The sequence below is a fragment of the Pseudarthrobacter sp. AB1 genome (genome assembly GCF_014926485.1).
Classification (GTDB): Bacteria; Actinomycetota; Actinomycetes; order Actinomycetales; family Micrococcaceae; genus Arthrobacter.
The window spans coordinates 12,642-34,588 of sequence record NZ_PZKO01000041.1 but is presented as its reverse complement, the minus strand read 5'-3'; the positions used below and the strand labels follow the sequence as shown (position 1 = coordinate 34,588).

17 protein-coding genes and 2 pseudogenes are annotated in these 21,947 nt (G+C 64.8%); 13 read left to right on the top strand and 6 right to left on the bottom strand.

Annotated features, from left to right (window positions below):
* Positions 1 to 8 precede the first annotated feature (8 nt).
* Positions 9 to 1,877: a BCCT family transporter gene (locus DAD99_RS10960; protein ID WP_193341557.1), complete on the top strand. Its 1,869-nt coding sequence runs from the start codon at positions 9 to 11 to the stop codon at positions 1,875 to 1,877.
* A gap of 473 nt (positions 1,878 to 2,350) precedes the next feature.
* Here DAD99_RS10960 and DAD99_RS10955 read toward each other — a convergent pair whose 3' ends face one another.
* The gene (locus DAD99_RS10955; RefSeq protein ID WP_193341551.1) at positions 2,351 to 2,932 is read right to left on the bottom strand and encodes a TetR/AcrR family transcriptional regulator; all 582 of its coding nucleotides are present in this window, start codon (positions 2,930 to 2,932) and stop codon (positions 2,351 to 2,353) included.
* Between the two features lie 154 nt (positions 2,933 to 3,086).
* Between DAD99_RS10955 and DAD99_RS10950 the strand changes: the two genes are divergently transcribed.
* On the top strand, positions 3,087 to 4,256 hold the full coding sequence (locus DAD99_RS10950) for an MFS transporter (protein WP_193341550.1): 1,170 nt from the start codon (positions 3,087 to 3,089) through the stop codon (positions 4,254 to 4,256).
* Positions 4,257 to 4,355: 99 nt separating this feature from the next.
* On the opposite strand, the pseudogene DAD99_RS10945 reads toward DAD99_RS10950, so the two are convergent.
* Positions 4,356 to 4,629 (bottom strand): annotated as a pseudogene (locus DAD99_RS10945) (IS110 family transposase); the annotation flags it as partial.
* Positions 4,630 to 4,639: 10 nt separating this feature from the next.
* Here DAD99_RS10945 and DAD99_RS21685 point away from each other — a divergent pair.
* Positions 4,640 to 4,792: pseudogene (locus DAD99_RS21685) on the top strand (GTP 3',8-cyclase MoaA); the annotation flags it as partial.
* Here DAD99_RS21685 and DAD99_RS10940 read toward each other — a convergent pair.
* A complete protein-coding gene (locus tag DAD99_RS10940) occupies positions 4,755 to 6,389 on the bottom strand; it encodes a PucR family transcriptional regulator (RefSeq protein ID WP_193341549.1) in 1,635 nt (544 codons plus the stop codon). The pseudogene DAD99_RS21685 and the gene DAD99_RS10940 sit on opposite strands and share 38 nt — an antisense overlap.
* A gap of 107 nt (positions 6,390 to 6,496) precedes the next feature.
* Between DAD99_RS10940 and DAD99_RS10935 the strand changes: the two genes are divergently transcribed.
* The gene (locus DAD99_RS10935; RefSeq protein WP_193341548.1) at positions 6,497 to 8,023 is read left to right on the top strand and encodes a cytosine permease; all 1,527 of its coding nucleotides are present in this window, start codon (positions 6,497 to 6,499) and stop codon (positions 8,021 to 8,023) included.
* A 42-nt stretch (positions 8,024 to 8,065) separates the two neighbouring features.
* Positions 8,066 to 9,028 carry a polysaccharide deacetylase gene (locus tag DAD99_RS10930; protein WP_193341547.1) on the top strand — a complete coding sequence of 321 codons (963 nt, stop codon included), beginning with the start codon at positions 8,066 to 8,068 and terminating at the stop codon, positions 9,026 to 9,028.
* Positions 9,029 to 9,038: 10 nt separating this feature from the next.
* On the opposite strand, the gene DAD99_RS10925 is transcribed toward DAD99_RS10930, so the two are convergent.
* The 3 genes from DAD99_RS10925 to DAD99_RS10915 are packed head-to-tail and all read right to left on the bottom strand — an operon-like array spanning position 9,039 to position 12,475.
* The gene (locus tag DAD99_RS10925) at positions 9,039 to 10,022 is read right to left on the bottom strand and encodes a ribokinase (protein WP_193341546.1); all 984 of its coding nucleotides are present in this window, start codon (positions 10,020 to 10,022) and stop codon (positions 9,039 to 9,041) included.
* Positions 10,019 to 11,446: an MFS transporter gene (locus DAD99_RS10920; RefSeq protein ID WP_193341545.1), complete on the bottom strand. Its 1,428-nt coding sequence runs from the start codon at positions 11,444 to 11,446 to the stop codon at positions 10,019 to 10,021. Before DAD99_RS10920 ends, DAD99_RS10925 begins: the two co-directional genes overlap by 4 nt.
* Positions 11,447 to 12,475: a nucleoside hydrolase gene (locus DAD99_RS10915; RefSeq protein ID WP_193341544.1), complete on the bottom strand. Its 1,029-nt coding sequence runs from the start codon at positions 12,473 to 12,475 to the stop codon at positions 11,447 to 11,449.
* Between the two features lie 147 nt (positions 12,476 to 12,622).
* On the opposite strand from DAD99_RS10915, the gene DAD99_RS10910 reads away from it, so the two are divergent.
* The 8 genes from DAD99_RS10910 (at position 12,623) to DAD99_RS10875 (ending at position 21,616) form a co-directional block, all read left to right on the top strand.
* A complete protein-coding gene (locus DAD99_RS10910; protein ID WP_227007926.1) occupies positions 12,623 to 13,660 on the top strand; it encodes a LacI family DNA-binding transcriptional regulator in 1,038 nt (345 codons plus the stop codon).
* A gap of 53 nt (positions 13,661 to 13,713) precedes the next feature.
* On the top strand, positions 13,714 to 14,823 hold the full coding sequence (locus DAD99_RS10905) for a GTP pyrophosphokinase family protein (protein WP_185262165.1): 1,110 nt from the start codon (positions 13,714 to 13,716) through the stop codon (positions 14,821 to 14,823).
* A 131-nt stretch (positions 14,824 to 14,954) separates the two neighbouring features.
* Positions 14,955 to 16,307 carry a glycosyltransferase family 87 protein gene (locus tag DAD99_RS10900; RefSeq protein ID WP_227007925.1) on the top strand — a complete coding sequence of 451 codons (1,353 nt, stop codon included), beginning with the start codon at positions 14,955 to 14,957 and terminating at the stop codon, positions 16,305 to 16,307.
* A gap of 61 nt (positions 16,308 to 16,368) precedes the next feature.
* Entirely contained in the window at positions 16,369 to 17,595 is a 1,227-nt protein-coding gene (locus DAD99_RS10895) for a glycosyltransferase 87 family protein (protein WP_193341543.1), read from the top strand.
* A 216-nt stretch (positions 17,596 to 17,811) separates the two neighbouring features.
* Positions 17,812 to 18,435, top strand: coding sequence for a 3-hexulose-6-phosphate synthase (gene hxlA, locus DAD99_RS10890; protein WP_193341542.1), 624 nt, complete (start codon positions 17,812 to 17,814; stop codon positions 18,433 to 18,435).
* Between the two features lie 91 nt (positions 18,436 to 18,526).
* Positions 18,527 to 20,014, top strand: coding sequence for a glyceraldehyde-3-phosphate dehydrogenase (locus DAD99_RS10885; RefSeq protein ID WP_193341541.1), 1,488 nt, complete (start codon positions 18,527 to 18,529; stop codon positions 20,012 to 20,014).
* An 86-nt stretch (positions 20,015 to 20,100) separates the two neighbouring features.
* A complete protein-coding gene (locus DAD99_RS10880) occupies positions 20,101 to 20,463 on the top strand; it encodes a cupin domain-containing protein (protein WP_185262160.1) in 363 nt (120 codons plus the stop codon).
* A 127-nt stretch (positions 20,464 to 20,590) separates the two neighbouring features.
* Positions 20,591 to 21,616, top strand: a complete 1,026-nt coding sequence (locus tag DAD99_RS10875) for an ATP-dependent 6-phosphofructokinase (protein ID WP_185262159.1) — start codon at positions 20,591 to 20,593, stop codon at positions 21,614 to 21,616.
* The last annotated feature ends 331 nt before the right edge of the window (positions 21,617 to 21,947 follow it).

Genomic DNA, 21,947 nt, shown 5'->3' with positions numbered 1-21,947 from the left:
AGGATGTCCTGGATCCGGGGGACGTAGGTGCCGCGGCACTGCCGGATACAGAAGAGTATGAGCTGATCCTCGAGGAACTGCGCAACGCCAAGACCGATCACGCCGTTTCGCGGCGCCGGAACCACACGCACACCCTTGACAAAGTGACCTTCGGAATCACCGGCGTCGCGGCTGTCGCCTTTGTGGTTTGGGGCTTCGTCGGAAAGGATAACCTCGCCGCGACCTCCACCGGGGCCCTTAACTGGGTCATGGAGTACACCGGGTGGCTTTTCATGATCACGGCTTCGATCTTTGTGATCTTTGTCCTGTGGCTTGCCCTCGGCAAGTTCGGCAACATCCCGCTGGGCAAGGACGGCGAGAAACCGGAATTCCGGACCGTCTCCTGGATCGCGATGCTCTTTGCCGCCGGCATGGGCATCGGACTGATGTTCTACGGCGTGGCCGAACCCCTCTACCACTACATCTCCCCACCACCGGGGACGGTAGACGGCAGGACCCCCGAGGCCATCCAAACGGCTATGGCAACCTCGATCTTCCACTGGGCACTGCACCCCTGGGCGATGTACGCAGTAGTGGGCATCGCCATGGCCTACGGAAGCTTCCGGCTGGGCCGCAGGCAGCTCATCTCCGCAGCCTTCACCTCGCTCTTCGGCATCAAGAGGGTCGAAGGACCGATCGGAAAATTCATCAACATCCTGGCCATCTTGGCCACCCTCTTCGGAACTGCGGCCTCACTGGGCCTAGGCGCAATGCAAATCGGCAACGGCCTGAGCTCCAACGGCTGGCTTGGAGAAATCGGCACCCCGGTACTCGTGGTGATCATCGCCATCCTGACATGCGGCTTCGTCGCCTCCGCCGTTTCGGGCATCAGCCGCGGCATCCAATGGCTCTCGAACATCAACATGATCCTGGCCGCCACCCTGGCCCTGATCGTCTTCGTCGCCGGCCCCACCCTGTTCATCCTCAACCTGATCCCTTCCGCCGTCGGTGACTACACCCGCGACCTCGCGGAAATGTCCTCCCGCACCGAAGCCGTCGGGGACGAAGCCCTGCGCAGCTGGATGTCCAGCTGGACCATCTTCTACTGGGCCTGGTGGATCTCCTGGACGCCCTTCGTAGGACTGTTCATCGCCCGCATCAGCCGCGGCCGCACCATCCGCCAGTTCGTCACCGGCGTACTNNTGGTCCCCAGCGTCGTCACCGTCATCTGGTTCAGCATCTTCGGCGGNGCAGCTTTCGACATCCAGCGCGAGGCCGACAAGGCAGGCACGCCAGGCCTGGTCACCATGGTGGACGGAGCCCCGTCCATTAGCTTCGACGGAGCACTCTTCGATGTGATCAAGAACCTGAACATGCCGGCCTGGGCAATCACAGCCGTCATAGTGCTGGCCATGGTCCTCATTGCAAACTTCTTCGTCACCAGCGCCGACTCGGCCTCTATCGTGATCGCTTCGTTGAGCTCCAACGGCTCCAACGACCCACCCCGACGCCTGATCATCTTCTGGGGCCTGCTCACCGGCGCGGTAGCTTCCGTCATGCTCCTGGCCGGAGGTAATGAACCCTCCGCGGCACTATCAGGACTTCAACGCATCACTATCGTGGCGGCCCTGCCCTTCGTAATCGTTATGTTGTTGCTCTGCTTCGCCCTCACCAAGGACCTCCGCCGTGATCCTCTGGCATTGCGCGCACGATTGGCCACTAACGTGATGGAACGTGCGATCCGGACCGGCGTGGAACAACACGGCCGCGTTCAATTCGACCTCGTCACGACGCATGACTGCGACGAAACCTGCCCCGACCCGGACTCGCACCAAGGCGGCACCCACACAGGCAGCATCCCCACCGTCCAGCCCCACCAAACGGGACCCGGACAATAAATAGCTACCCACCCTAAGCACCAACCCCGCCCAGGCGGCACGCGGCATGTTCCGGCCCGTGCCGCCCAGGCACACCCACCCCCCACGCAGCGGTCTATCGTTTCGGGCTCGGACGGAGGGTGCCTCGAGCTGAAGCCCCGGAACCCTGCGTGGTCACCTGCAACTGGACGCGCTGGTCACCAAGGACAGCCATCGACCGCCCCGGAATGAAAAAACTCCTCGGGTACACCGAGGAGGACGAGGCCGAGCTCGTTCAGTTGGGCACAAGTGGTCAGGTCAGGTCGTCGAAAGTAGCGTCTGACGCGTCAAGGTCGTCCTGATTGGGGACCTGGGAAACCCCGTCAATGAGCGGCCCTGTGCGCTACCACACACGCGCGACGACATCCTCAAGTGCAATGGGATGGTCGACCTGGCGCGGGCAACCGTTGCGACTCCCAGAGGCTACCTGGAATCGCAGGCGGCAAATGAATGTGTCAGTCACGGCTGTGGGCTTGAGCTGCTGCATGGGCTAAACGGCGGCCCACGTCGATTGGGGACCGAGGGGAACCGCGGAGGAAGCCGGCCAGGGCCCCGCTGTAGGCCAGAAGCACTTCATTGGCCAAGTCCTGGGCGCACGCCCCGGCAAGCGGGCGGGACAGGTGCAGAAGGCGGTCGGAGAGCAGGGCGGTGTCACCAGCCAGGACGTCGCTAATTTCGTCCCCGGCCTGGGGGAGCTCGCTGGCGGCGGCCAAGAAAGCGCACCACCGTGACGGGTGACGATGGGCGTCCCGGTAGGAGGTTAGAGCGTCGAAGACCGCGAGCAACCGATCCAGGTCATTGTCGGCCGCAACGATGTGCTGGTCCCAGACGCTCTGCCAGTCCGCCAGCCGGACCCGCAGCACTTCGGCAACCAGGGCATCCTTGCTGCCGAAGTGCGTGTACAGGGTGGCCGCCGAGACCTCCGCCTGACGCAGCAGCTCATCGACGGGCGTGTCCCGCACACCGCGTTCGAACAGTACCTGATCGGCCGCCTCGAGCAGCCGGGTGCGCGCAGGAGTTCGCTGGCCTGTGGTCATCACACCAGTGTAGGGAACCCGCATACAGAACGTAAGTTCTGCTGTAGCATAACGACCGTTACAGCGCTCTCGGGGAGATGCGATGCGACCTACGGGCTGGCGCTCGTCGGCGGGCAGGAGCGCCAGGCTACTGCGCCAAATTGAGGAGGAGTTTATGAAGCTTTCAGAGGGTGGTCGAATCGGCCTGGCCGGAGCAGCGGTAGTTGGAGTCGCCTTCGGCATGGCCCGCTACGCCTACGGTCTGACGCTGCCGAACATCCGGGAAGATCTGGGTCTGTCCGAGCTGGTGCTCGGCATCATCGCCAGCACAACGTTCGCGGGATACTTGGCTGGATTGCTGTTGGCAGGGCCACTAGCTGCCCGGCACGGTTCGCGTGCTCCGACGACCGTGGGCGGAGCCAGCGGCGTTCTGGGCGCGGTGATCGTGGCCTTTGCGCAGTCTCCGGGACTGCTCGCCGCCGGTGTCGTCCTGGCCGGCAGCGCCGGCGGCTGGGTCTGGGCGCCCTACTCGGACATCGTGACCCGTGCGGTGCCCTTGCGGCAGCAGCCCAGAGCGTTGGCGATCATCACCACCGGCACCAGCGGCGGACTGGTGCTGCTGGGCGGGCTGGCCGTCCTGGCGGTACTGGGCTCCTGGCGACTGATCTGGGTCGGCATCGCCTTAGCCGCGGTAGCCGCCGCACTTGTGAACCTTCGCCTGGTGCCGAAAACCAGGCCAGCCCCGCGTGCGAACAACCAGTACGGTGCTTCCTCTTTGTTTGCAGCGCTGCGGGGCCCGGGTGCCTACTCGGTGGCCTACTTTGCGGCCGTCGTCATCTACTTCACCTACGCCGCCGATGCCCTAAACAGCGGCGCCCTCCCAGCGGGAGCCGTCCCGGCGCTCTACGCGGCCATTGGTCTCTGCGGCGTCGTAGGCGTGGCGACCGGAAACTTCGCACATCGAATGGGAAGTTCGCGGGTCGCTGGACTGAGCCTTGGAGCGGTCGGTGTAGCACTAGCGCTGCTTGGGTTGGCAAGCGATTCCCTGACCGCTACGGCGGTCTCGGCATGCATCTTCGGAGCAGGATACATGACAGGATCTGCGGTGCTCGCGATCTGGACCGCCGAACTGGTACCCGAGCGCGCAGGTGAGGCGTTCACGGCCTGCCTAATCGTGGGGGCACTCAGCTCGGTCGCAGCCCCGGCCCTGGCCGGTGCGATGATCCCCGGGTTGGGTCTGGGGCCGCTGCTGATCTTCGCCGCCGTGGCGTCACTGCTCAGCGGGATAGCGCTGGTGTTGCGCGGATCCCCGCAAAGGGCCGCCGTTGGTGAACCCAGACTGTGAACACACGAACACTGCCCCCGTCCCTGATTCGCACCCCCTGCGTTGTGTGATGGGCCAGAAATAACAGCGGTGAGACACGACGGGTTGGCGCCCGCGTCGTTAGGCAGCCAGTGACTGTGCCACCGGAACCGGCGTGTAGGTGGTGCCGTCACGGAGCATGGCCCAGAGGACGTTCAGGCGGCGCCGGGCTAGGGAGAGCACGGCCTGGATGTGAGTTTCCTTCGGCGCGTTTTCGGTCGTAGTAGGTTCGAGAGGCGGGGCAGCTTTTCAGCACCGAAGGCGCGGAAAGAAAGAAGACGCGCAGGAGCCTACGGTCGTAGCGCCGGGGCCGGTGGTGGTTGCCGGTGATCCTGCCGGAGTCTCTGGGTGCGGGGGTCGAGCGGGACCGCCGCCAGCGGGACGGAGCACCAGCCGAACGCAGTGAAGAACGACGACGACACGCGGCTACCGGCGAAGCGTCCGGAACAGTTCTGGGAACGGTCCGGATCATCGCTTCCGTCAGTGAACCCTTCTGTTCATACTGCCGGCGGACCCGCGGACCGCACGCGTGGCGCTGGTCGCGTCCTGGTTGCGGCCAGAAGTTGCCGAGCGGGGCATGCGCACAAGCCTCGTCGCCAGGTGCAGCGCAGCGAGCCTGCCCGTTCCGCGGGGGTCGCCGCCGCAGAGGGAGAAGATCCGCTGCAGTCGCTGGTGCATGGACTGCCGCTCCAGGTGCAGCTCGCGGGCAGCCTGGGCCGTGTTGCAGCCGGAATCCAGCCAGACCCGCAGCGTCTCCACCAGCGCGGAGTTTCGTTGGGAATCGTGGACAAGGATGGCACCGAGCTGCTGGCCGATAAATTCCGTGGCCTGGGCCTCATCCAAGGAATGGAACGCAAGCCGCTCCACTGCGAAGGCTTCGGCGTCAAGGACCGCTCCGGACTGTCCTGACCCGGCCCTGAGCGGTCCCGCGCCCGTCCCGAGGTCAAGGGTCAGCCGGGCTTCCGTTAGGGACCATGGTGCGGCGGAAATTCCATGGGCCACCGGTCCGACCGCGCTGACTGTCCCCTCCGGCAATGCAAGCGACTGCAGTCCGGCCACAATTGCGTCCCGGTCTTCCTGCATCCTGGCGGGGCGGAGGACGGCCAGCGCCAAGAGTTCCGCGTTGTCCGCGTAGCTTGCGCCGTGATGCCCCACCCGCTCCAGCAGTTGCTCCACAGCCATCCTGGGTTGCCTTGAGCCAGGAGACCGGACCACAACGGCCACCAGTTGCGCGGACAACGGGATCCCCGCAGCCGGGGCGAGCTGCTGGAGCCGCCAGTTTTGCGTTCCTGAATCGACGGCGCGGATCAGCGCCGCACCCGCCATCTCCTTCAAGCCAGGGGGCATGCGCTGCAGCAGGGCCAACGCCAGTATGTCCACCGAGCGGTTCCCGGCGATTCTCGTCAGGTTCACATCTGCCCCGGGAAGGGCATGAAGGGTGAGGCGGGCCGAAGGGATGCCACGCACGGACACGTCAACCTGGATGTTTCGTGCCCGATCCGGCGAAGACTCGATGGACGCTGTGAGGTCCGGCTCCTCGGCATGGCCTGCCGGCAGTGCACTAGCTAACGGGGCGCCAGAGGTGGACGTCAGGACAACTTCCGCGCCGGTAGCGTCCGCCAGGACGGCCAGGATCCGGTCAAGACTGCCGCCATGGGCAAGCTCCACCGCCATGGCATGGCTGGCCCGGTCAGCCTGCTGCAGGTGAGCAGCTGACTCGCTCACAAGCAGTGAGTTGATGGCTTCCATGACGCCGACAAAGGGCACCACCTTTCGAAGCTCTATCAAGGGAAGACCAGCGGCTTCAGCTGCCGCCACCATCGAGGACGGAATCGACGGCAGCACGGTACCCGTCTCGATGGCCAGCGCAGCCACGCCACGCTCCGCCAGCTCCCGGATGTAGCCAACACGCCGTTCGTCAGTTGCGGAGGTGAGCGCCTGTCCGCCGGTGAGCAACAGTTCACCGCCGCCAAGCAGCGGCGCAATGTCCAAGACCTCACTGGAGTGAATCCAGCGCAGCTGCGTCTGGGCCGCGATGGCCGCCGCTGCCCGGATCACAGGATCCGCCGGGGTCACGGTGGAGTGTTTCAAGACATCCTGCAGGCGTATAGACATGACACTCCGTCGCGTAATCTAATGATCTTCGCGACACATTGTATATGGTCTATGTGGCGTGGCCCACATAACCTTGAGGAATCCACATCCCCTCAACGGAGGCCCCAATGCAGCAATCCACCTCAACCGCTGGAGCCGGACACCAATCTGCGCCTGAAGATTACGAAGCCTGGCTTCAGCCCATTCCCGAGTCCCAGCGCACGCACAAAGTTTCCGGTCAGTTCTGGATCTGGGCCGGCGCAAATCTTGCACCCATCAACTGGGTGCTCGGTGCACTCGGCATTCATCTCGGCCTCGGCTTTGCCGACACAGTCACCGTCCTGGTTTTGGGGAACCTGATCGGCATGCTGCTGTTCGGCTGCTTCGTCCTGCTTGGCCAGAAGACCGGCGCCACCGGCATGGTCCTGGCCCGGGCAGCCTTCGGCCGCCGCGGCAACTACCTGCCGGCCGCCATCCAGGCTCTCCTGGTGATCGGCTGGTGCGCAGTCAACACGTGGATCATCCTGGATCTGGTGATGGCCCTCTTCGGCACACTTGGCTGGGTTGACCCCACCGCCCACAACTACGCCTGGAAGATCGGCATTGCCACCGCCATCATGGCCGCGCAGGTAGCCATCGCCTGGTTCGGCTACAAAGCCATCGCGGCCTTCGAAAAGTGGACGGTCCCGCCCACCATCATCATCCTGGCCGTGATGTCCGCCGTGGCCTGGTTCGGCATGAAAATCGACTGGGGTTACGCCGGCCCTGCCGGTCAGATCCTGGAAGGATCCGAGCGCATCGCCGCCATGAGCGCCGTGATGACAGCCATCGGCATCGGCTGGGGCATCACCTGGTTTACCTACGCCGCCGACTACTCCCGGTTTGTGAGCACCGAAGTCCCCAAGCGGAAGGTGTACCTGGCATCAGTTCTGGGCCAATTCATTCCCGTGGTGTGGCTGGGAATCCTCGGCGCCAGCCTGGCCACCAACAGCGGTGAAATCGACCCGGGCAAGCTCATCGTCCAGAACTTCGGCGTCCTCGCACTGCCGGTGCTGCTGATGGTGCTGCACGGCCCCATCGCCACCAACATCCTGAACATCTACACCTTCTCGGTCGCAACCCAGTCGTTGGACATCACTATCAGCCGGCGCAAGCTCAACCTGTTCGTCGGAGTTTTCTCCCTGGCCGCCGTCGTCTTCTTCATCTTCCAGGAAGATTTCGCCGCCGTCCTGGACGCATGGCTCATCGGGCTGGTTGCCTGGGTAGCGGCCTGGGGCGGAGTAATGCTGGTCCACTACTTCTGGCTCGAGAAGCGTTGGCCGGGCAACCCGGACAGGCTCTTCGACGCCGTCGGAACCAAGCGCCTTCCCGGCGTCAACTGGGCTGGCGTCGCCTCACTCCTGATCGGCATCTTCGCCACCTGGCTGTTTATGTACGGACTCGTACCGGCGATGCAGGGCCCCATTGCTGTGGCCTTGGGCGGCTGGGACCTCTCCTGGCTCGCAGGCGGCCTTGCGAGCGCCGGCACCTACGCCATCCTTGGCCCGAGGTTCCACCGCAGGTACCTTGACTCCGCCCTCCCGGCTGCCATCGTGCTTCAGGCGACTGCCGACCTGGGCTTCGCCACCCGGCCCAGCGCACCTGCCGAACTCTGAAACATTGACACTCTGCCGGACCTGAAACTCTAGGAACAAGACATGACCTTTGAAGCATTCGCGGATTCCTCCCATCCCATCACCTGGCCTGAGGGTAAGCGGGCAGCAGCTTCGTTCACGTTCGACGTCGACGCCGAGTCGTGCACCATCGCCCACGATCCGAAGAGCACGCGCCGGATGTCCCTGATGACCCACCAGTCCTACGGGCCCAAAGTGGCGGTACCGCGCCTGCTGCAAATTCTCCAGCGGCAGGACATCCGGGCCACCTTCTTCGTTCCCGGCTTCACGGCAGACTGTTACCCGGACACGGTCCGGCGCATCGTGGACGCCGGGCACGAGGTGGCCCACCACGGTTACCTGCACGAACCCATGCAGGGGATCGACGCCGGGACCGAGGCACGCTACATCGACCGCGGGCTGGAAGCTCTCGCCAAGGTCGGCGTGGAGCCGGTAGGTTACCGGGCGCCGTGGTGGGAACTGAATTGGCATTCCCCGGCGCTCCTGGCGGACCGCGGCTTCCTCTATGATTCGAGCCTGCTCGACGGCGACGCACCCTACCGCGTCAGCGTCGCCCCCGGCGACAATCGGGACATCGTGGAGATCCCGGTCGACTGGACCCTTGACGACTGGGAACAGTACGCGTTCTATCCTGGCGTCACCGGCAGCGGAGTCATCGAAAGCCCGGCCAAGGTCCTGGAAATGTGGACCCTGGAGGCGGAGGCACACCATGCCCAAGGCAGTTGCTTTGTCTTGACCAACCACCCGTTCATTTCGGGTCGGCCGTCCAAGGCAGTGGCCCTGGAACAGCTGATTGACCGCGTGAAATCGATGGACGGCATGTGGGTGACCACCATGGAGGAGATCGCCGAGCACACCCGCAGGACGGTCGAGGAGGTCCACAGCCACGCCCGGATCGAGGTCCAGTCCTTCCCGGACACCGGAGCCAGGTTCACCGCGGCCGCCGTTCACCTGTCGCCGTCGGCGTTTTCCGCGGTTCCTCGTTGACGTCAGCCGGTCACAGTGGGTGTCCATCCGAAGCGACCACGCGCTCCACGTCCGCTACCTCCGGATAGGCCGCCTGCGTTCCCTTGCGGGTGGTGGCCAGCGCGGCGGCAACCGAGGCGAAGGCGGCGGCGTCAGCCAGCGGCGCGCCGGCCGCCAGTCGGGCTGCCACGGCACCCGTGAAGGCGTCGCCCGCGCCGGTTGTGTCCACAGCCTTGACCTTGGTGGGCGCCACCCGGACCAGTTGTTGCCCGTGAGGCGCCAGCGAATCCAGCACCATTGAACCGTGGGCCCCCAGCGTGACCAGGACACGTTGGAGTCCCCGTTCGGCAAAGTGCCGCCTGACCGCTTCCCAATCGCTGGCATCCGCGTCGTGGCCGGGGATCGCGGCGGAGCCAAGGAACAGCGACGCCTCGTGGGCGTTGACCAGCAGGATGTCGGTCAGGTCCGCCAGCTGCTGCGGGATCTGCGCGTAAGGCGAGAGGTTCAGCAGAACTGTGGCGCCGGCGTCGCGCCCTGCCCGGGCAGCGGACTCCACCGTGTCAAGGCGGACCTCAAGGCAGAGACAGACCACCGCGGCGCCGTCGAACGATTCCGCCGCGGCGGCCACGTCCGCTGGCGAGAGGGTGCCGTTGGCGCCGGCGGAGATGATGATGTTGTTCTCGCCGTTGGAATCCACGGCGATGACGGCGACGCCCGTGGCCTCAGTTGACGAGGTCCGCACGCCGGACACGTCAACCCCGGCGCCGGCGGCCGATGACAGGAGCATGTGGCCATTGGCGTCCACACCGACGGCACCCACCAGGCTGACGTCCCCGCCCAGGAGGCTGGCGGCGACGGCCTGGTTGGCGCTCTTGCCACCCGGGTTCACGGCGAATCCGTTGCCGTGCACCGTTTCACCGGGCAGCGGCAGCCGCTCGCAGTAGATCGTCAGGTCCGCGTTCAGGGAACCGACGACGACGATCCTGGTTTGGGAGCCGGCCGTTGCGGAACTCATTCGGCCACCTCAGCCTCGACGGGCTTGGGGATGAGGAGCGACGCGGCAAACGCCGCGACGGTAATGACCAGGCCGGTGACCACAACGGTCGTGTACGACGCCGCGGCATCGCCGAGGGCCGAGGTGGCCACCAGCACGGCAGGCAGCACCAGGAAGCTCAGGCCGGCACCCAGGTTGAAGGCGCCCGCGTTCATGCCGGGCAGGAAGCCGGGGTTTCCGGCGGGTGAGAGGACAACTCCCAGTCCGTTCAGCATGATGTTGACCGTACCGGCGTACATGATGCCCAGCAAGACGGTTCCGGCGATCATCATGGGCAGGCTGCTGAGGCCGAAGAACGCGATGATGGCCAGGGCGGCAATGCTGCCGAGCATGCCGATGCGCAGGACCTTGGTGTAGCCGAGAATGGGCGCGAGCCGGCCGCTGATGGGGCCCACCAGCCAGCCGAGCAGGGCGTACGGGGTGAGGATGATGAGCGACATTTCGGTGGGGCCGATGCCGAATCCCGGGTCAGCGGCCTGCACATACGCCGGCACAATTCCGTTGATGACGGCGAAAATACCGGTCATGGTCAGCGTGGTGGTCAGCAGCGGCGCCCAGGTGGAGCGCTGGCGCAGATGGACGGTTTCCACCATGGGCTGTTTGGCCCGCTTTTCCACGGTCCAGAAGCAGAAGAACGCGACGGCGGCAACCACCACGAGCCCGATGGACAGCAGGAGGGTGCCGGGGGCGAAGGCGCCCACCAGCTTGGAGCCCTCGTTGAGGGCGGTGAGCAGCGCACCCACGGCGACGACGATGAAGAACACGCCCAGCCAGTCCATGGAGGTGCCGGCGGCGGGCTTGCTTTCGCCGGCGAGGAAGGCAATCAGGGCGGTGGCGACGACGGCCAGGACCACCATGAGCCAGAAGATGCTGCGGAACCCGAAGTGCTCGGCGAAGTAGCCGCCCACAAACGAGTCCACACCTGCCACGCCGCCGTTGACCGCGGTGATGAGGCCCATAAGCGTCCCGTATTTGCGCGGGTTGCTGACTGCGGAGCGCAGCATGATCAGGCACAACGGCACGGTGGGGCCACTGACGCCCTGGATGATGCGGCCCACAAAGAGCCAGGTGACGTCCGGGGCCATGGCCGCAATGACGGACCCGACGGCCATCAGGAGCATCATGCCGATCAGGATCTTCTTGCGGCCGATGATGTCGCTCAGGCGGGGCAGGAAGAGGGAGAACAGGGCGGCTGCGGTGAAGAACCAGGTCTGGGAGAGGCCGATCACGGCCTGATCGGTGTTCAGTTCCTTGCCCATGGTGACCAGGGCAGGGCTGAGCATGGAGGCATTGAGCTGGAACGCAACGCACGCGGCCAGCAGGGCGACCATCAGGGCGGTGACGTTGCCCCGGCTGGTCTGTGCCTCGGTGAGGGTGGCACTCATCTACTTACCTCCCGTGGCTGCTGCACGGCCGGCTGTTTCAAGAACGGCCGGTTCGCCGATGCGCACCAGGGCATCCGTGACGAGGTCCCAGAAACGGGCGTGGTCCAGGTCAACGGCCACGGACGTGGTGCAGTCGTCCGGCGCGGGTGCCCGGAAGTCGGCCACGGTCATGCCAAGGGTCAGCGTGCCCTGGAGCTCGATGTCCACCGGAACCTTGCGGGTGGTGACGATGCTGGGATCGATCACGTAGGCCACGGCGCACGGATCGTGGACGGGCGGGAAGTCAAAGCCCTGGGCGTCCTTGTAGGTCTGGGTGAAGAACGCCATCAGTTCCATCACGAACTTGGCGGGTCCGGTGCCCACGGCGGCGATCTTCTCGACGACGTCCGGGGTGGCGAGGGCCTGGTGAGTGAGGTCCAGGCCCACCATCACCACCGGCCACTTCTCGTTGAACACGATGTGGGCGGCCTCGGGGTCGATGATGATGTTGAATTCGGCCACGGCGCTCCAGTTGCCCACGTGGTAGCCGCCGCCCATCAGGACAACTTCCTTGACGCGTTCCACAATGCGCGGTTCCTTGCGGGCGGCCAGCGCGATGTTGGTGAGGCCGCCGGTGGGAACAAGCGTGACCGTACCGGCTTCGTGGGCCATCACGGTTTCAATGATGAGGTCGACGGCGTGGCGCGGGTCCAGTTCGATGGTGGACTCGGGCTGCGCGGGGCCGTCCATGCCCGTCTCGCCGTGGATGGACGGCGCGGTTTCGATGGTGCGGACCAGGGGCCGGCCGCAACCGGCGGCAAAAGGCACTCCGGTGATACCGGCGATGGTCCCGACTGCGAGCGCGTTCCGGGTGACCTTTTCGAGCGTCTGGTTACCCACGACGGTGGTGACTGCCAGAAGCTCAATGTCAGGGTTGCCGTGCGCAAGCAGGATAGCCACGGCGTCGTCATGCCCCGGGTCACAGTCAAGAATGATCTTCTTACGGGCGGGTTTTATCGGTTTGGATTCCACGTTAAATCTCCACGTCATTGGGGCCTGCCGAGGCAGTGGCCGAAAGTATTCAGTGTGATCATGGCACCCGTCCGGGCCGCGCGTCAAGCGCTTGACGTTCGCGCAGGTCAAGCGCTTAACGTAGTGGTGGGTGGCTTCGCTTCACCGGCCTACTACGATCGAGGTATGGAATCCGCGGAGCAGGTGCAGCCATCCGTCCGCCCGCGGCGGATCACGGCGGCCATGGTCGCGGCCCGCGCCGGCGTCTCGACGGCGACGGTTTCCCTGGTGGCCAACGGCAAGACTGCCGGCCGCGTCTCCGAGGACAACATCGCCAGGGTGCGGGAGGCCATTTCCGAGCTCGGCTACGTCGTGGACAGCCTGGGCAGCTCGCTGGCCAAAGGCGTCAGCTCCATGGTTTTACTCGTGGCCCCGGACATCTCCAACCCGTTTTTCGCCAAGGTGATCGCCGGTGTCCGGGAGTCGCTCGGGGCTGATTACCAGCTGCTGCTGTCCGTTACCGATGCCGGGGAGTTCCCGCAGGCGGACGACGTCCGGAAGCTGATGGCGCTCCGGCCGGCCGGGCTTCTGGTTGACGCTCCCAACGCCGAATTCCTGGAAGAACTGTCCGCCGCCGGCCCCGTAGTCCTGTTGGACGCGCCGGGGCTTGAGGCCTACGCCCCGTCCGTTAATCTGGACGTTGCGCACGGCGCGCGCCAGCTGGCCGCGCATTTGGCGGATGTTGGACACCTCCGGGTGGCCTACGTGGACAGCGTGACAGGCACGGCCACATTCGAGGTCAGACGCCGCGCCTTCCTGGCCGCGGCCAACGCACACGGAATGTCGGTGCCCGCTGACGGCATCATCAGGACCACCATAGACGTCGGCGCGTCCGCCGCCGCATTCGCCGCAGCCTGGCCGGCGTGGCAGCATTCCGGGGTGACCGCCGTCGTCTGTTGCACAGACACCCACGCCTACGGGGTGCTGCAGGAAGCACGCGTGGCAGGCGTGCAGATCCCGGCCCAGCTGGCCATCGCCGGCTTCGATGATCTGCCGTATTCCGCGACGAGTAATCCCAGCCTGACCAGCGTCCACCTGCCGGCAACCTCGCTGGGGCTGCAGGCAGGTGGGCAGCTGCGACGGCTCATGGAAGGCCACCGGTTGGAGCAGCCGCAGCTGACGCTGGAAAGCTCCCTGGTGGTCCGCAACTCCACTTCGGCATAACACTGCGCCAGGCATGACAAGCCGCTGTCACACGCCCGCCGTAAGCTGTGTGCATGCCGAGTAACTGGGACAGCCTGGACATCAGCCTGCGTGAATCCGTACAGGAGAACGTGGAGATCTACGAGCGCGTCCGCCCTGCCCTGAAGCTGGTCACCAAGGACGTTCTCCACATCCTCCGCGACATGTTGAAGGACACCGAGGTCACACCGCTGTTTGTCACGGGGCGCACCAAGTCGGTGGAATCGTTCCGGGAGAAGATTTCCCGGATTGAGGAACCGCTGGAACCCGGCGGCCCCCCGGTGTTGAAATTCCCGGACCCGTTCCGCACCCTCAACGACATGGTCGGCGTGCGCGTCATCACCAAACTGCCCACCGAGAATGCCTTGGTGGCCAACATCATCAAGCGCCAGCGGCAGGTATTCGACTGCCGCGGCGACCGCGAGAAGGACATCGGTTCCATCGAGTCCGGCACCTACGGCTATTCCAGCCGCCACCTCATCTTGCGCACAATCCAGAACGAGGCCGTCAAGAATTACCAGCAAGCCGTCAACCCGGAGATTCCGGCCAACGGCAGCTACTTCTTCGAATGCCAGATCCGCACCGTCTTCGCCCACGCCTGGAGCGAGATCGAGCACGACATCCGCTTCAAGGCCGAGGACCCCCGCGCCTGGACCCCACATTTCGACCGGCAGTTCACCGCCACCGCCGCCATGCTGGAAACCGTGGAAAGCGCCTTTGCGGACCTGCACGAACGCTACGAGGAAGTCCGCAGCTACTGGGATGTCGAGGGTGAGGGGGCCGCGCAGCTCACTCCCAACCGGATCCGTGACGTCTGGCGCACGCTGCTGCCGCACGTGGACCGCAAAGTCGATGATGACTGGGGCTGGGCCGCCGAGCTCATGGCCGCCCACGGACTCAACCAGACCGTCCAGCTCGCCGGCCTGCTCAGCGCCCAGCGGATCACCGAGGTCCGCAAGGCGCTGGACCACCGCTACTCCCCCGGCCCGGACCGCCTGCTGGATGACCTCCTGCTCTGGCAGTACGGCACCAAACACATTGACCTCACCGCAGAGACGCCCGACGCCGTCCCGCACCCGCGGCGCGACAGCCTCCTGCGGCGGCTCAAACAGATCGAGCGCTACCGCCAGACCAAGTCCAAGTAGGTCAATCGCGGAGCCGCAGGATTATTGGGCACCCGTGACATTCAACTACCCTTGACTCAAGGTGGAGGCTGTTGTAAACGGATCTCCGATGCTCCCGGTTCCAGCCCAGCGGCAAGATCCGGCACCTGTTTTTGCCCCTCTCTGACAAGGATTCCGCCATTTCCACGGACGCATTCTTCGCCACGCTCACACGGATCCGCAACGTCATCCTGCCTGCGGCCGCACGGTCCTGGCTGAACACGCCGCGGGGGCTCCTCACCGGCTTCATCCTGGTGCACCTGGGCTTCCTGATCTTCGCTGCGCTGCTGTCCCTGCGCGGCGAAGCCTTCAGCGACACCTTCATTTACCGCGACTGGGCCCGGGCGGGTTTCGACGAAGCGAACCTCAGCGGAGGCCCCAGCCCGTGGGTGTACCCCATCCTCGCGCTGATCCCCATGGCGCTGGCAGGCCTTGCCGGTCCCGGACCCTTCTTCTTCCTCTGGGTGCTGATGACCACCATCCTCAACGGCTGGGGCCTGGCCAAGCTCACTGACCGCGGCCGCAACCAGAACGCCATCCCCGCGGGCTGGTGGTGGCTGATCTTCACGCTGCTGATGGGCTGGCTCGGCTTCGCACGCGTGGACGGCCTCACAGCACCGATCGTCCTGGTGGCCCTGGCCTACGGCGTGGGCCGGCCGTTCATCGCCTCGATACTGCTCGCCACGGCCACCTGGGTGAAGGTCTGGCCGGCAGCAGTGATGCTGGCCCTCTTCGCCGTCGTCAAGAACCGCCTGCTGGTGGTGCTGGCCGGCGTGGCCACGTCAGCGGTGGTGGTGGCACTCGCCGCCACGATTGGCAGCGTGCCCAAGCTACTGAACTTCCTGACCCAGCAGGGTGACCGGGGCATGCAGCTTGAGGCAACGTTCACCACCCCGTGGCTGTGGCTGTCCGTGTTGAACATCGGCGATTCCCGGATGTACATGAACACCGATATCAACTCCATGCAGGTGGACGGCCCCGGCACCGCGGTGATGTCAGTGCTGATGCAGCCGCTCCTCATCCTTGCCGCGCTGCTCGTGGCAGGTCTGACCTTCTGGGCGCTGCACAACGGCAAGCTCAACGGCACCGGCAAGGCCGACGGCGGCGTGGACCGCACCGAGCTGCTGCTGGCCGGAGCACTCACCCTGGCCACCGCCTTTGTGGTGTTCAACAAGGTGGGCTCGCCCCAGTTCATGGTGTGGCTGGCCCCGGCCGTGGCGGTGGGCCTGGCGCACAGCTGGCGTGAGTGGCGGGTCCCCGCGGCCATGCTCATCGCCATCGCGGTGGCAACGTTCTTCATCTACCCTCTCTTCTACGATGCCCTCAGCCACAACAACCCAGTCATGGCCGGCGTGCTGACCATCCGCAACGTTCTCCTGGTTGTCCTGTTCCTGTGGTCGGTCCGGCGCCTGTACTCGTTGGGCAAGAAGACGTCCGCGTCCGTCCCCGCGCTCAAGGAGTCCTGAGATTTCCACGAAGTTCTTCGACCGGCTGGTCAGCGTCCGCAGCACCGTCCTGCCCGCGCGAGTGGTGGACTGGTTTACCCGTCCTTCCAGCGTCTGGTGGGGCTTTGCGGTCATCCACCTGTATTTCCTGGGCTGGATGGCGTCGTTCTTCCTCAACGGCGATACGTTCAGCGACACCGAGCAGTACCGTCAGTGGGCCACGGACGGCTACAACCCGGACAGTCTTGACGGCAAGATCAGTCCCTGGGTGTACCCGGTGCTGGCGCAGATCCCGATCTTCCTCGCGAATATTGCCGGACCCAGCCTGTACCTCCTGTGCTGGTTCCTGATCATCACAGCCCTCAACGCCGTCGGACTTGCTTTCCTGACCCGCGGACCGCGGAAGGTGAAGGGCATAGCCCCGGCCTGGTGGTGGCTGTTTTTCACCGTCTTTATGGGTTACCTCAGCTTCGCCCGGGTGGAGGGCATCACGGCCCCCATCGTGCTGATTGCCCTGCTGTACGCGGCCGTACGCCCCGTGGTGGCGGGGATCCTGCTGAGCATCGCCACCTGGCTCAAGGTGTGGCCGGCAGCGGTACTTGTGCCGATCGTTATTGCCAGCCGTAAGCGGATCCAGGTGCTGGCCTCCGGGGTGGCGGTCACCGCCGTCGTGGGCCTGGGCACGTACCTGTCCGGCGGCCTGACGCACATCATGGACTTCCTGACCAACCAGGGCGAGCGTGGCATGCAGCTTGAAGCCACGTTTTCCACGCCGTGGGTGTGGCTCAGTGTCTTCAACATTGCCGGGTCCAAGATGGCGGACAACACGGCCATCAACTCCACCGAGGTCTACGGGCCCGGCGCCGACGTGGCCGCGTTCCTGATGCAGCCGCTGCTGATCCTCGCCGCCATGGTGGCGGCCGTCCTGCTGGTCCGGGCACTGAACCGCGGCGCCGAGCGGGAGGAGCTCTTCCTCGAGGGCGCGCTGATGATGACCACCGCGTTCATCGTGTTCAACAAGGTGGGTTCGCCACAGTTCATCATCTGGCTGGCCCCGGTGATCATCGCGGGCCTCACGCACGACTGGGAGCGGTGGAAGGTACCTGCTGCGCTGCTGATGGGAATCGCGATGACCACGTTTGTGATCTACCCGCTGTTCTACACGCCGCTCATCCACGCCCACCCGGTCATGGCTGCCATCCTGACAACACGCAATGTTCTCCTGGTGGTGCTGCTGTGGTGGTCGGTGAAGCGGACCGCGGAGCTTGGCCGCAAGTCACAGGCGGCCCCGCAGGCGCGGGCCGCCTGAGGTGACACTCCCCGTCGAGTTTCGGGGCAACATCGCCGTTTCCCGTGCCACAAAACAGAACCAAACCTTCCCCCGGGCGGCCGGAGGGGCCTACCCAAAAAGGTAGTTTGAACCATCCCGAATTGGCGTTTCGCCTGCCTGCAAAAGACTGCACGATGGATGTCAGGACCAGCTGTCCACATCCACCTGTAGTTCACAGCAGAAAGAAACAACACCATGAAGCTCCAAGTTGCTATCGACCTCCTGACCACCGAAGCCGCCCTCGAACTTGCCGGCCAGGTCGCCGAATTCGTTGACATCATCGAGCTCGGTACGCCGCTGATCAAAGCCGAAGGCCTCTCCGTCGTCACCGCGATCAAGAACGCCCACCCGGACAAGGTCGTCTTCGCTGACCTGAAGACCATGGACGCCGGCGAACTCGAAGCCGACATCGCCTTCAAGGCCGGCGCTGACCTGGTCACCGTGCTTGGTGCCGCCGACGACTCCACCATCGCCGGCGCCGTCAAGGCTGCCAAGGCCCACAACAAGGGCATCGTCGTTGACCTCATCGGCATCGCAGACAAGGTCACCCGTGCCAAGGAAGTCCGCGCCCTGGGTGCGACGTTCGTTGAGATGCACGCCGGCCTGGACGAGCAGGCAAAGCCCGGCTTCGACCTGACCGGGCTGCTCCGCGCCGGCGCAGAAGCCCGCGTTCCGTTCTCCGTCGCAGGCGGCGTGAAGCTGGCCACCATCGCAGACGTTCAGAAGGCCGGCGCCGATGTCGCCGTCGCCGGCGGCGCCATCTACGGCGCAGCCGACCCCGCACTGGCGGCCAAGCAACTCCGCGCCGCCATCAACTAACCACCACCCCTCGGAAAGACCGGCGGGTCTCCTGGACCATCTCAGGAGCTGAAGCTCATCCAGACCCGACCCTCATTGGAAAGGCAGCCCGATGCTACAAACTAAAGATTCTTGCCTTGATACGTGGATGGGCCAGGAGGCACTCGCCGAGGCCATGATTCCGGTGATTGGCCGGCTGTACCGCGAAAACAACGTGGTCACCACCATTCATGGCCGGACCCTGGTCAACAAGTCCACCATGGACATCCTCAAGGCGCACCGGTTCGCGCGCCGGATCAGTAAGGACGAATTGCGTCCGGAAGAGACCGCCCCGCTGCTGGAGACCTTGCTGCGGCTGGAGCCCGGCTCGGCCGCGATCGATATCGCCCTCCTGAGCCAAAAGTTCAAGGCAGAAGGCGACGGCGCCACCCTGGAAGAGTTCCTCCGCGCCGAACTTGCCGAGGTAGTGGGCAAGCGCGGTGGCGATGACCGGAGCAGCACCGACGTCGTGCTGTACGGTTTTGGCCGGATCGGCCGCCTGCTGGCGCGCCTGCTCATCGAAAAGGCCGGTGGCGGCCAAGGACTGCGCCTGCGCGCCGTCGTGGTTCGCCGCGGCTCCGATAACGACCTCACCAAGCGCGCCAGCCTCCTGCGCCGCGACTCGGTCCACGGCCCCTTCCGAGGCACCATCCGCGTGGACGAGGACGCCAACACCATCACCGCCAACGGTGTGCAGATTCAGGTCATTTACTCGGACAATCCTGCCACGATCGACTACACCGCGTACGGCATCCACAACGCCTTGGTGGTGGACAACACGGGACGCTGGCGCGATGCCGAAGGCCTGTCCCAGCACCTGCAGAGCAAGGGTGTTGCCCGGGTACTCCTGACTGCTCCGGGCAAGGGCCCGGTCAAGAACATCGTGCACGGGATCAACCACGGCAGCATCGAGGAGACTGACCGGATCGTCTCGGCAGCGTCCTGCACCACCAACGCCATCACCCCGGTCCTGAAGGCCATCAACGACAAGTTCGGCGTGATCCACGGCCACGTTGAAACCGTCCACTCCTTCACCAACGACCAGAACCTGATCGACAACTTCCACAACGGCGACCGCCGCGGCCGCTCCGCCGCGCTGAACATGGTTATCACCGAAACCGGTGCCGCCACTGCTGTGGCGAAGGCGCTGCCCGAACTCCAGGGCAAGCTCACCGGCAGCTCCATCAGGGTCCCCACCCCCGACGTTTCGCTGGCCATCCTGAACCTGAGCCTGGAAAACGGCACCACCAAGGACGCGGTCAACAACTTCCTGCGGGAAATGTCACTGCGCTCGGACCTGCGCAGGCAGATCGATTACGTCGATTCTCCTGAGGTCGTTTCCACCGACTTCGTCGGCTCCCGCCGCACCGGCGTCGTGGACGGCCTGGCCACCATCGCCAACGGCAAGAACCTCGTCCTCTATGTCTGGTACGACAACGAGTTCGGTTACAGCTGCCAGGTAGTCCGCGTCATGGAAGAGATGGCCGGCATGAAGCGCCCCTCCTTCCCCGCTACGGATGTCGTTGAGGAAGCCATGTCGGTGCTTGCCGCACTGGCCTAAATTCAACCGCCGCTTATCTCGAGCCGCGGCCACCACCAGCCGGCCGGAGACGCTACCGGCGGGCAGCAACAGAAAGGTACATCAACATGAGCATCACCTTCCAGCCCAGCGAGCTCTTCGCAGGGGAACTCGACGAATCCCTGCTCGGCGCGCCGTTGGCCGAGGTACTCGGCGACGAGATACCAACGCGAATTGCCATTCCCTTTACCAGCGACGACTCCCGCATCCTCTCCGGAGTCTGGGAAGCCGACCCAGGCCTATCCCGGTGGGAGTTCCTTGAGCGCGGTGAGGCGATTCATGTCCTTGAAGGCCGCATGGTGGTCACGGAGGATGGCGCTGAACCGATCACCCTGGAGGCCGGAACAGCCGCCATCTTCCCGATCGGTTGGCAGGGGACGTGGGAGATCCAGGAACGGATCCGGAAGTTCTTTGTGATCTTCACGTCCTAACCGCATTAGCTCTGCCGCGTCGGGCCCGGGGGTACCCCCGGGCCTGACAGATTTTGGCTCGTGCCGCACCATCAAAAGGCATTCAGGTGCCCTGCTGTAAACCTTCTCCTATGATTTGAGCCGAAACATGAAAATTGGAATCCTCACCAGCGGTGGCGACTGCCCCGGCTTAAACGCCGTTATCCGCGGCGCCGTCTTGAAGGGCATTGCCATCCACGGTCACGAATTCGTGGGGTTCCTGGACGGCTGGCGCGGTGTGGTTGAGGGCGACGTCATCGATATTCCCCGCACTTTGGTCCGGGGCATCGCGAAGCAGGGTGGCACCATCCTTGGCACCTCCCGCACCAACCCGTTTGAAAACGGCGGCGGGCCGGAGGTCATCAAGGCCCACATGAAGCGACTGGGCATCGACGCCATCATCGCGATCGGCGGTGAGGGAACCTTGGCTGCTGCGAAGCGCCTGACCGACGCCGGGTTGAAGATTGTGGGCGTCCCGAAGACCGTGGACAACGACCTTGACGCCACGGATTACACGTTCGGTTTCGACACGGCCGTGCAGATCGCCACCGAGGCCCTCGACCGGCTGCGCACTACCGGGGAATCGCACCACCGGTGCATGATCGTAGAGGTGATGGGCCGTCACGTAGGCTGGATCGCACTGCACGCCGGCATGGCGGCAGGCGCCCATGCCATTCTCATTCCCGAGCAGAAGGTCGGCATCGAACAGATTGCCCAGTGGGTGAAGGAAGCCCACGCCCGGGGCCGCGCACCACTGGTGGTGGTTGCCGAGGGGTTTGTCCCGGACCATATGGAATCCCCGCACTCCGAGCGTGGCCTGGACAACTTTGGGCGGCCCCGGCTCGGTGGGATCGCGGACCAGCTGGCCCCGGAACTGGAAGCCCGGACCGGCATCGAAACGCGTGCCACCATTCTGGGCCATATCCAGCGAGGCGGCGTGCCGTCAGCGTTCGATCGAGTCCTGGCCACGCGACTGGGCATGGCAGCCGTCGACTCTGTGGTGGAAGGCTTCTGGGGCACCATGGTTGCCCTGAAGGGCACGGAGATCGAGCAGGTGGGCTTCAAGGAAGCCCTGGGCCAGCTAAAGACTGTACCGCAGAACCGCTACGACGAAGCCGCAGTCCTGTTCGGCTGAGCTGCCCAGGCTGGTCGCACGGCGGCCAGTGGGCCGAGGGTGTTCTGCCAACCGAACGAAGTGGTTTCCGCCGCATCCGGCTCATGTGCCTTTTCCTAGGTCCGGGACCCAATACCGACGACCACACCGATGCTCCTATGGGCTTCAAATCGGACTTGGCGGGTGGACCAGGACTTGGCAGGTGAACAAAAAGGATCAGGACACGGTTCGGTTATGACGCGACGAGCTGGAGTTCGTAGCCGTCCTGAATGTGGAACAAACGGCGGCCATCAACAGGGTCATGGACCCAAATGATGTCGCCTTCAGCTGTCCGGGCGTCCACTAATCCGAC

Bases quoted from the DNA above. Each gene is read 5' to 3' on its own strand.
- DAD99_RS10925 (WP_193341546.1), bottom strand. From the start codon at position 10,022: ATGAGTTCCGCAACGGCCGGCTCCCAAACCAGGATCGTCGTCGTCGGT.
- DAD99_RS10885 (WP_193341541.1), top strand. From the start codon at position 18,527: ATGCTACAAACTAAAGATTCTTGCCTTGATACGTGGATGGGCCAGGAG.
- hxlA (WP_193341542.1), top strand. From the start codon at position 17,812: ATGAAGCTCCAAGTTGCTATCGACCTCCTGACCACCGAAGCCGCCCTC.
- DAD99_RS10955 (WP_193341551.1), bottom strand. From the start codon at position 2,932: ATGACCACAGGCCAGCGAACTCCTGCGCGCACCCGGCTGCTCGAGGCG.
- DAD99_RS10875 (WP_185262159.1), top strand. From the start codon at position 20,591: ATGAAAATTGGAATCCTCACCAGCGGTGGCGACTGCCCCGGCTTAAAC.
- DAD99_RS10880 (WP_185262160.1), top strand. From the start codon at position 20,101: ATGAGCATCACCTTCCAGCCCAGCGAGCTCTTCGCAGGGGAACTCGAC.
- DAD99_RS10950 (WP_193341550.1), top strand. From the start codon at position 3,087: ATGAAGCTTTCAGAGGGTGGTCGAATCGGCCTGGCCGGAGCAGCGGTA.
- DAD99_RS10930 (WP_193341547.1), top strand. From the start codon at position 8,066: ATGACCTTTGAAGCATTCGCGGATTCCTCCCATCCCATCACCTGGCCT.
- DAD99_RS10935 (WP_193341548.1), top strand. From the start codon at position 6,497: ATGCAGCAATCCACCTCAACCGCTGGAGCCGGACACCAATCTGCGCCT.
- DAD99_RS10905 (WP_185262165.1), top strand. From the start codon at position 13,714: ATGCCGAGTAACTGGGACAGCCTGGACATCAGCCTGCGTGAATCCGTA.
- DAD99_RS10920 (WP_193341545.1), bottom strand. From the start codon at position 11,446: ATGAGTGCCACCCTCACCGAGGCACAGACCAGCCGGGGCAACGTCACC.
- DAD99_RS10910 (WP_227007926.1), top strand. From the start codon at position 12,623: ATGGAATCCGCGGAGCAGGTGCAGCCATCCGTCCGCCCGCGGCGGATC.
- DAD99_RS10915 (WP_193341544.1), bottom strand. From the start codon at position 12,475: ATGACGTGGAGATTTAACGTGGAATCCAAACCGATAAAACCCGCCCGT.
- DAD99_RS10940 (WP_193341549.1), bottom strand. From the start codon at position 6,389: ATGTCTATACGCCTGCAGGATGTCTTGAAACACTCCACCGTGACCCCG.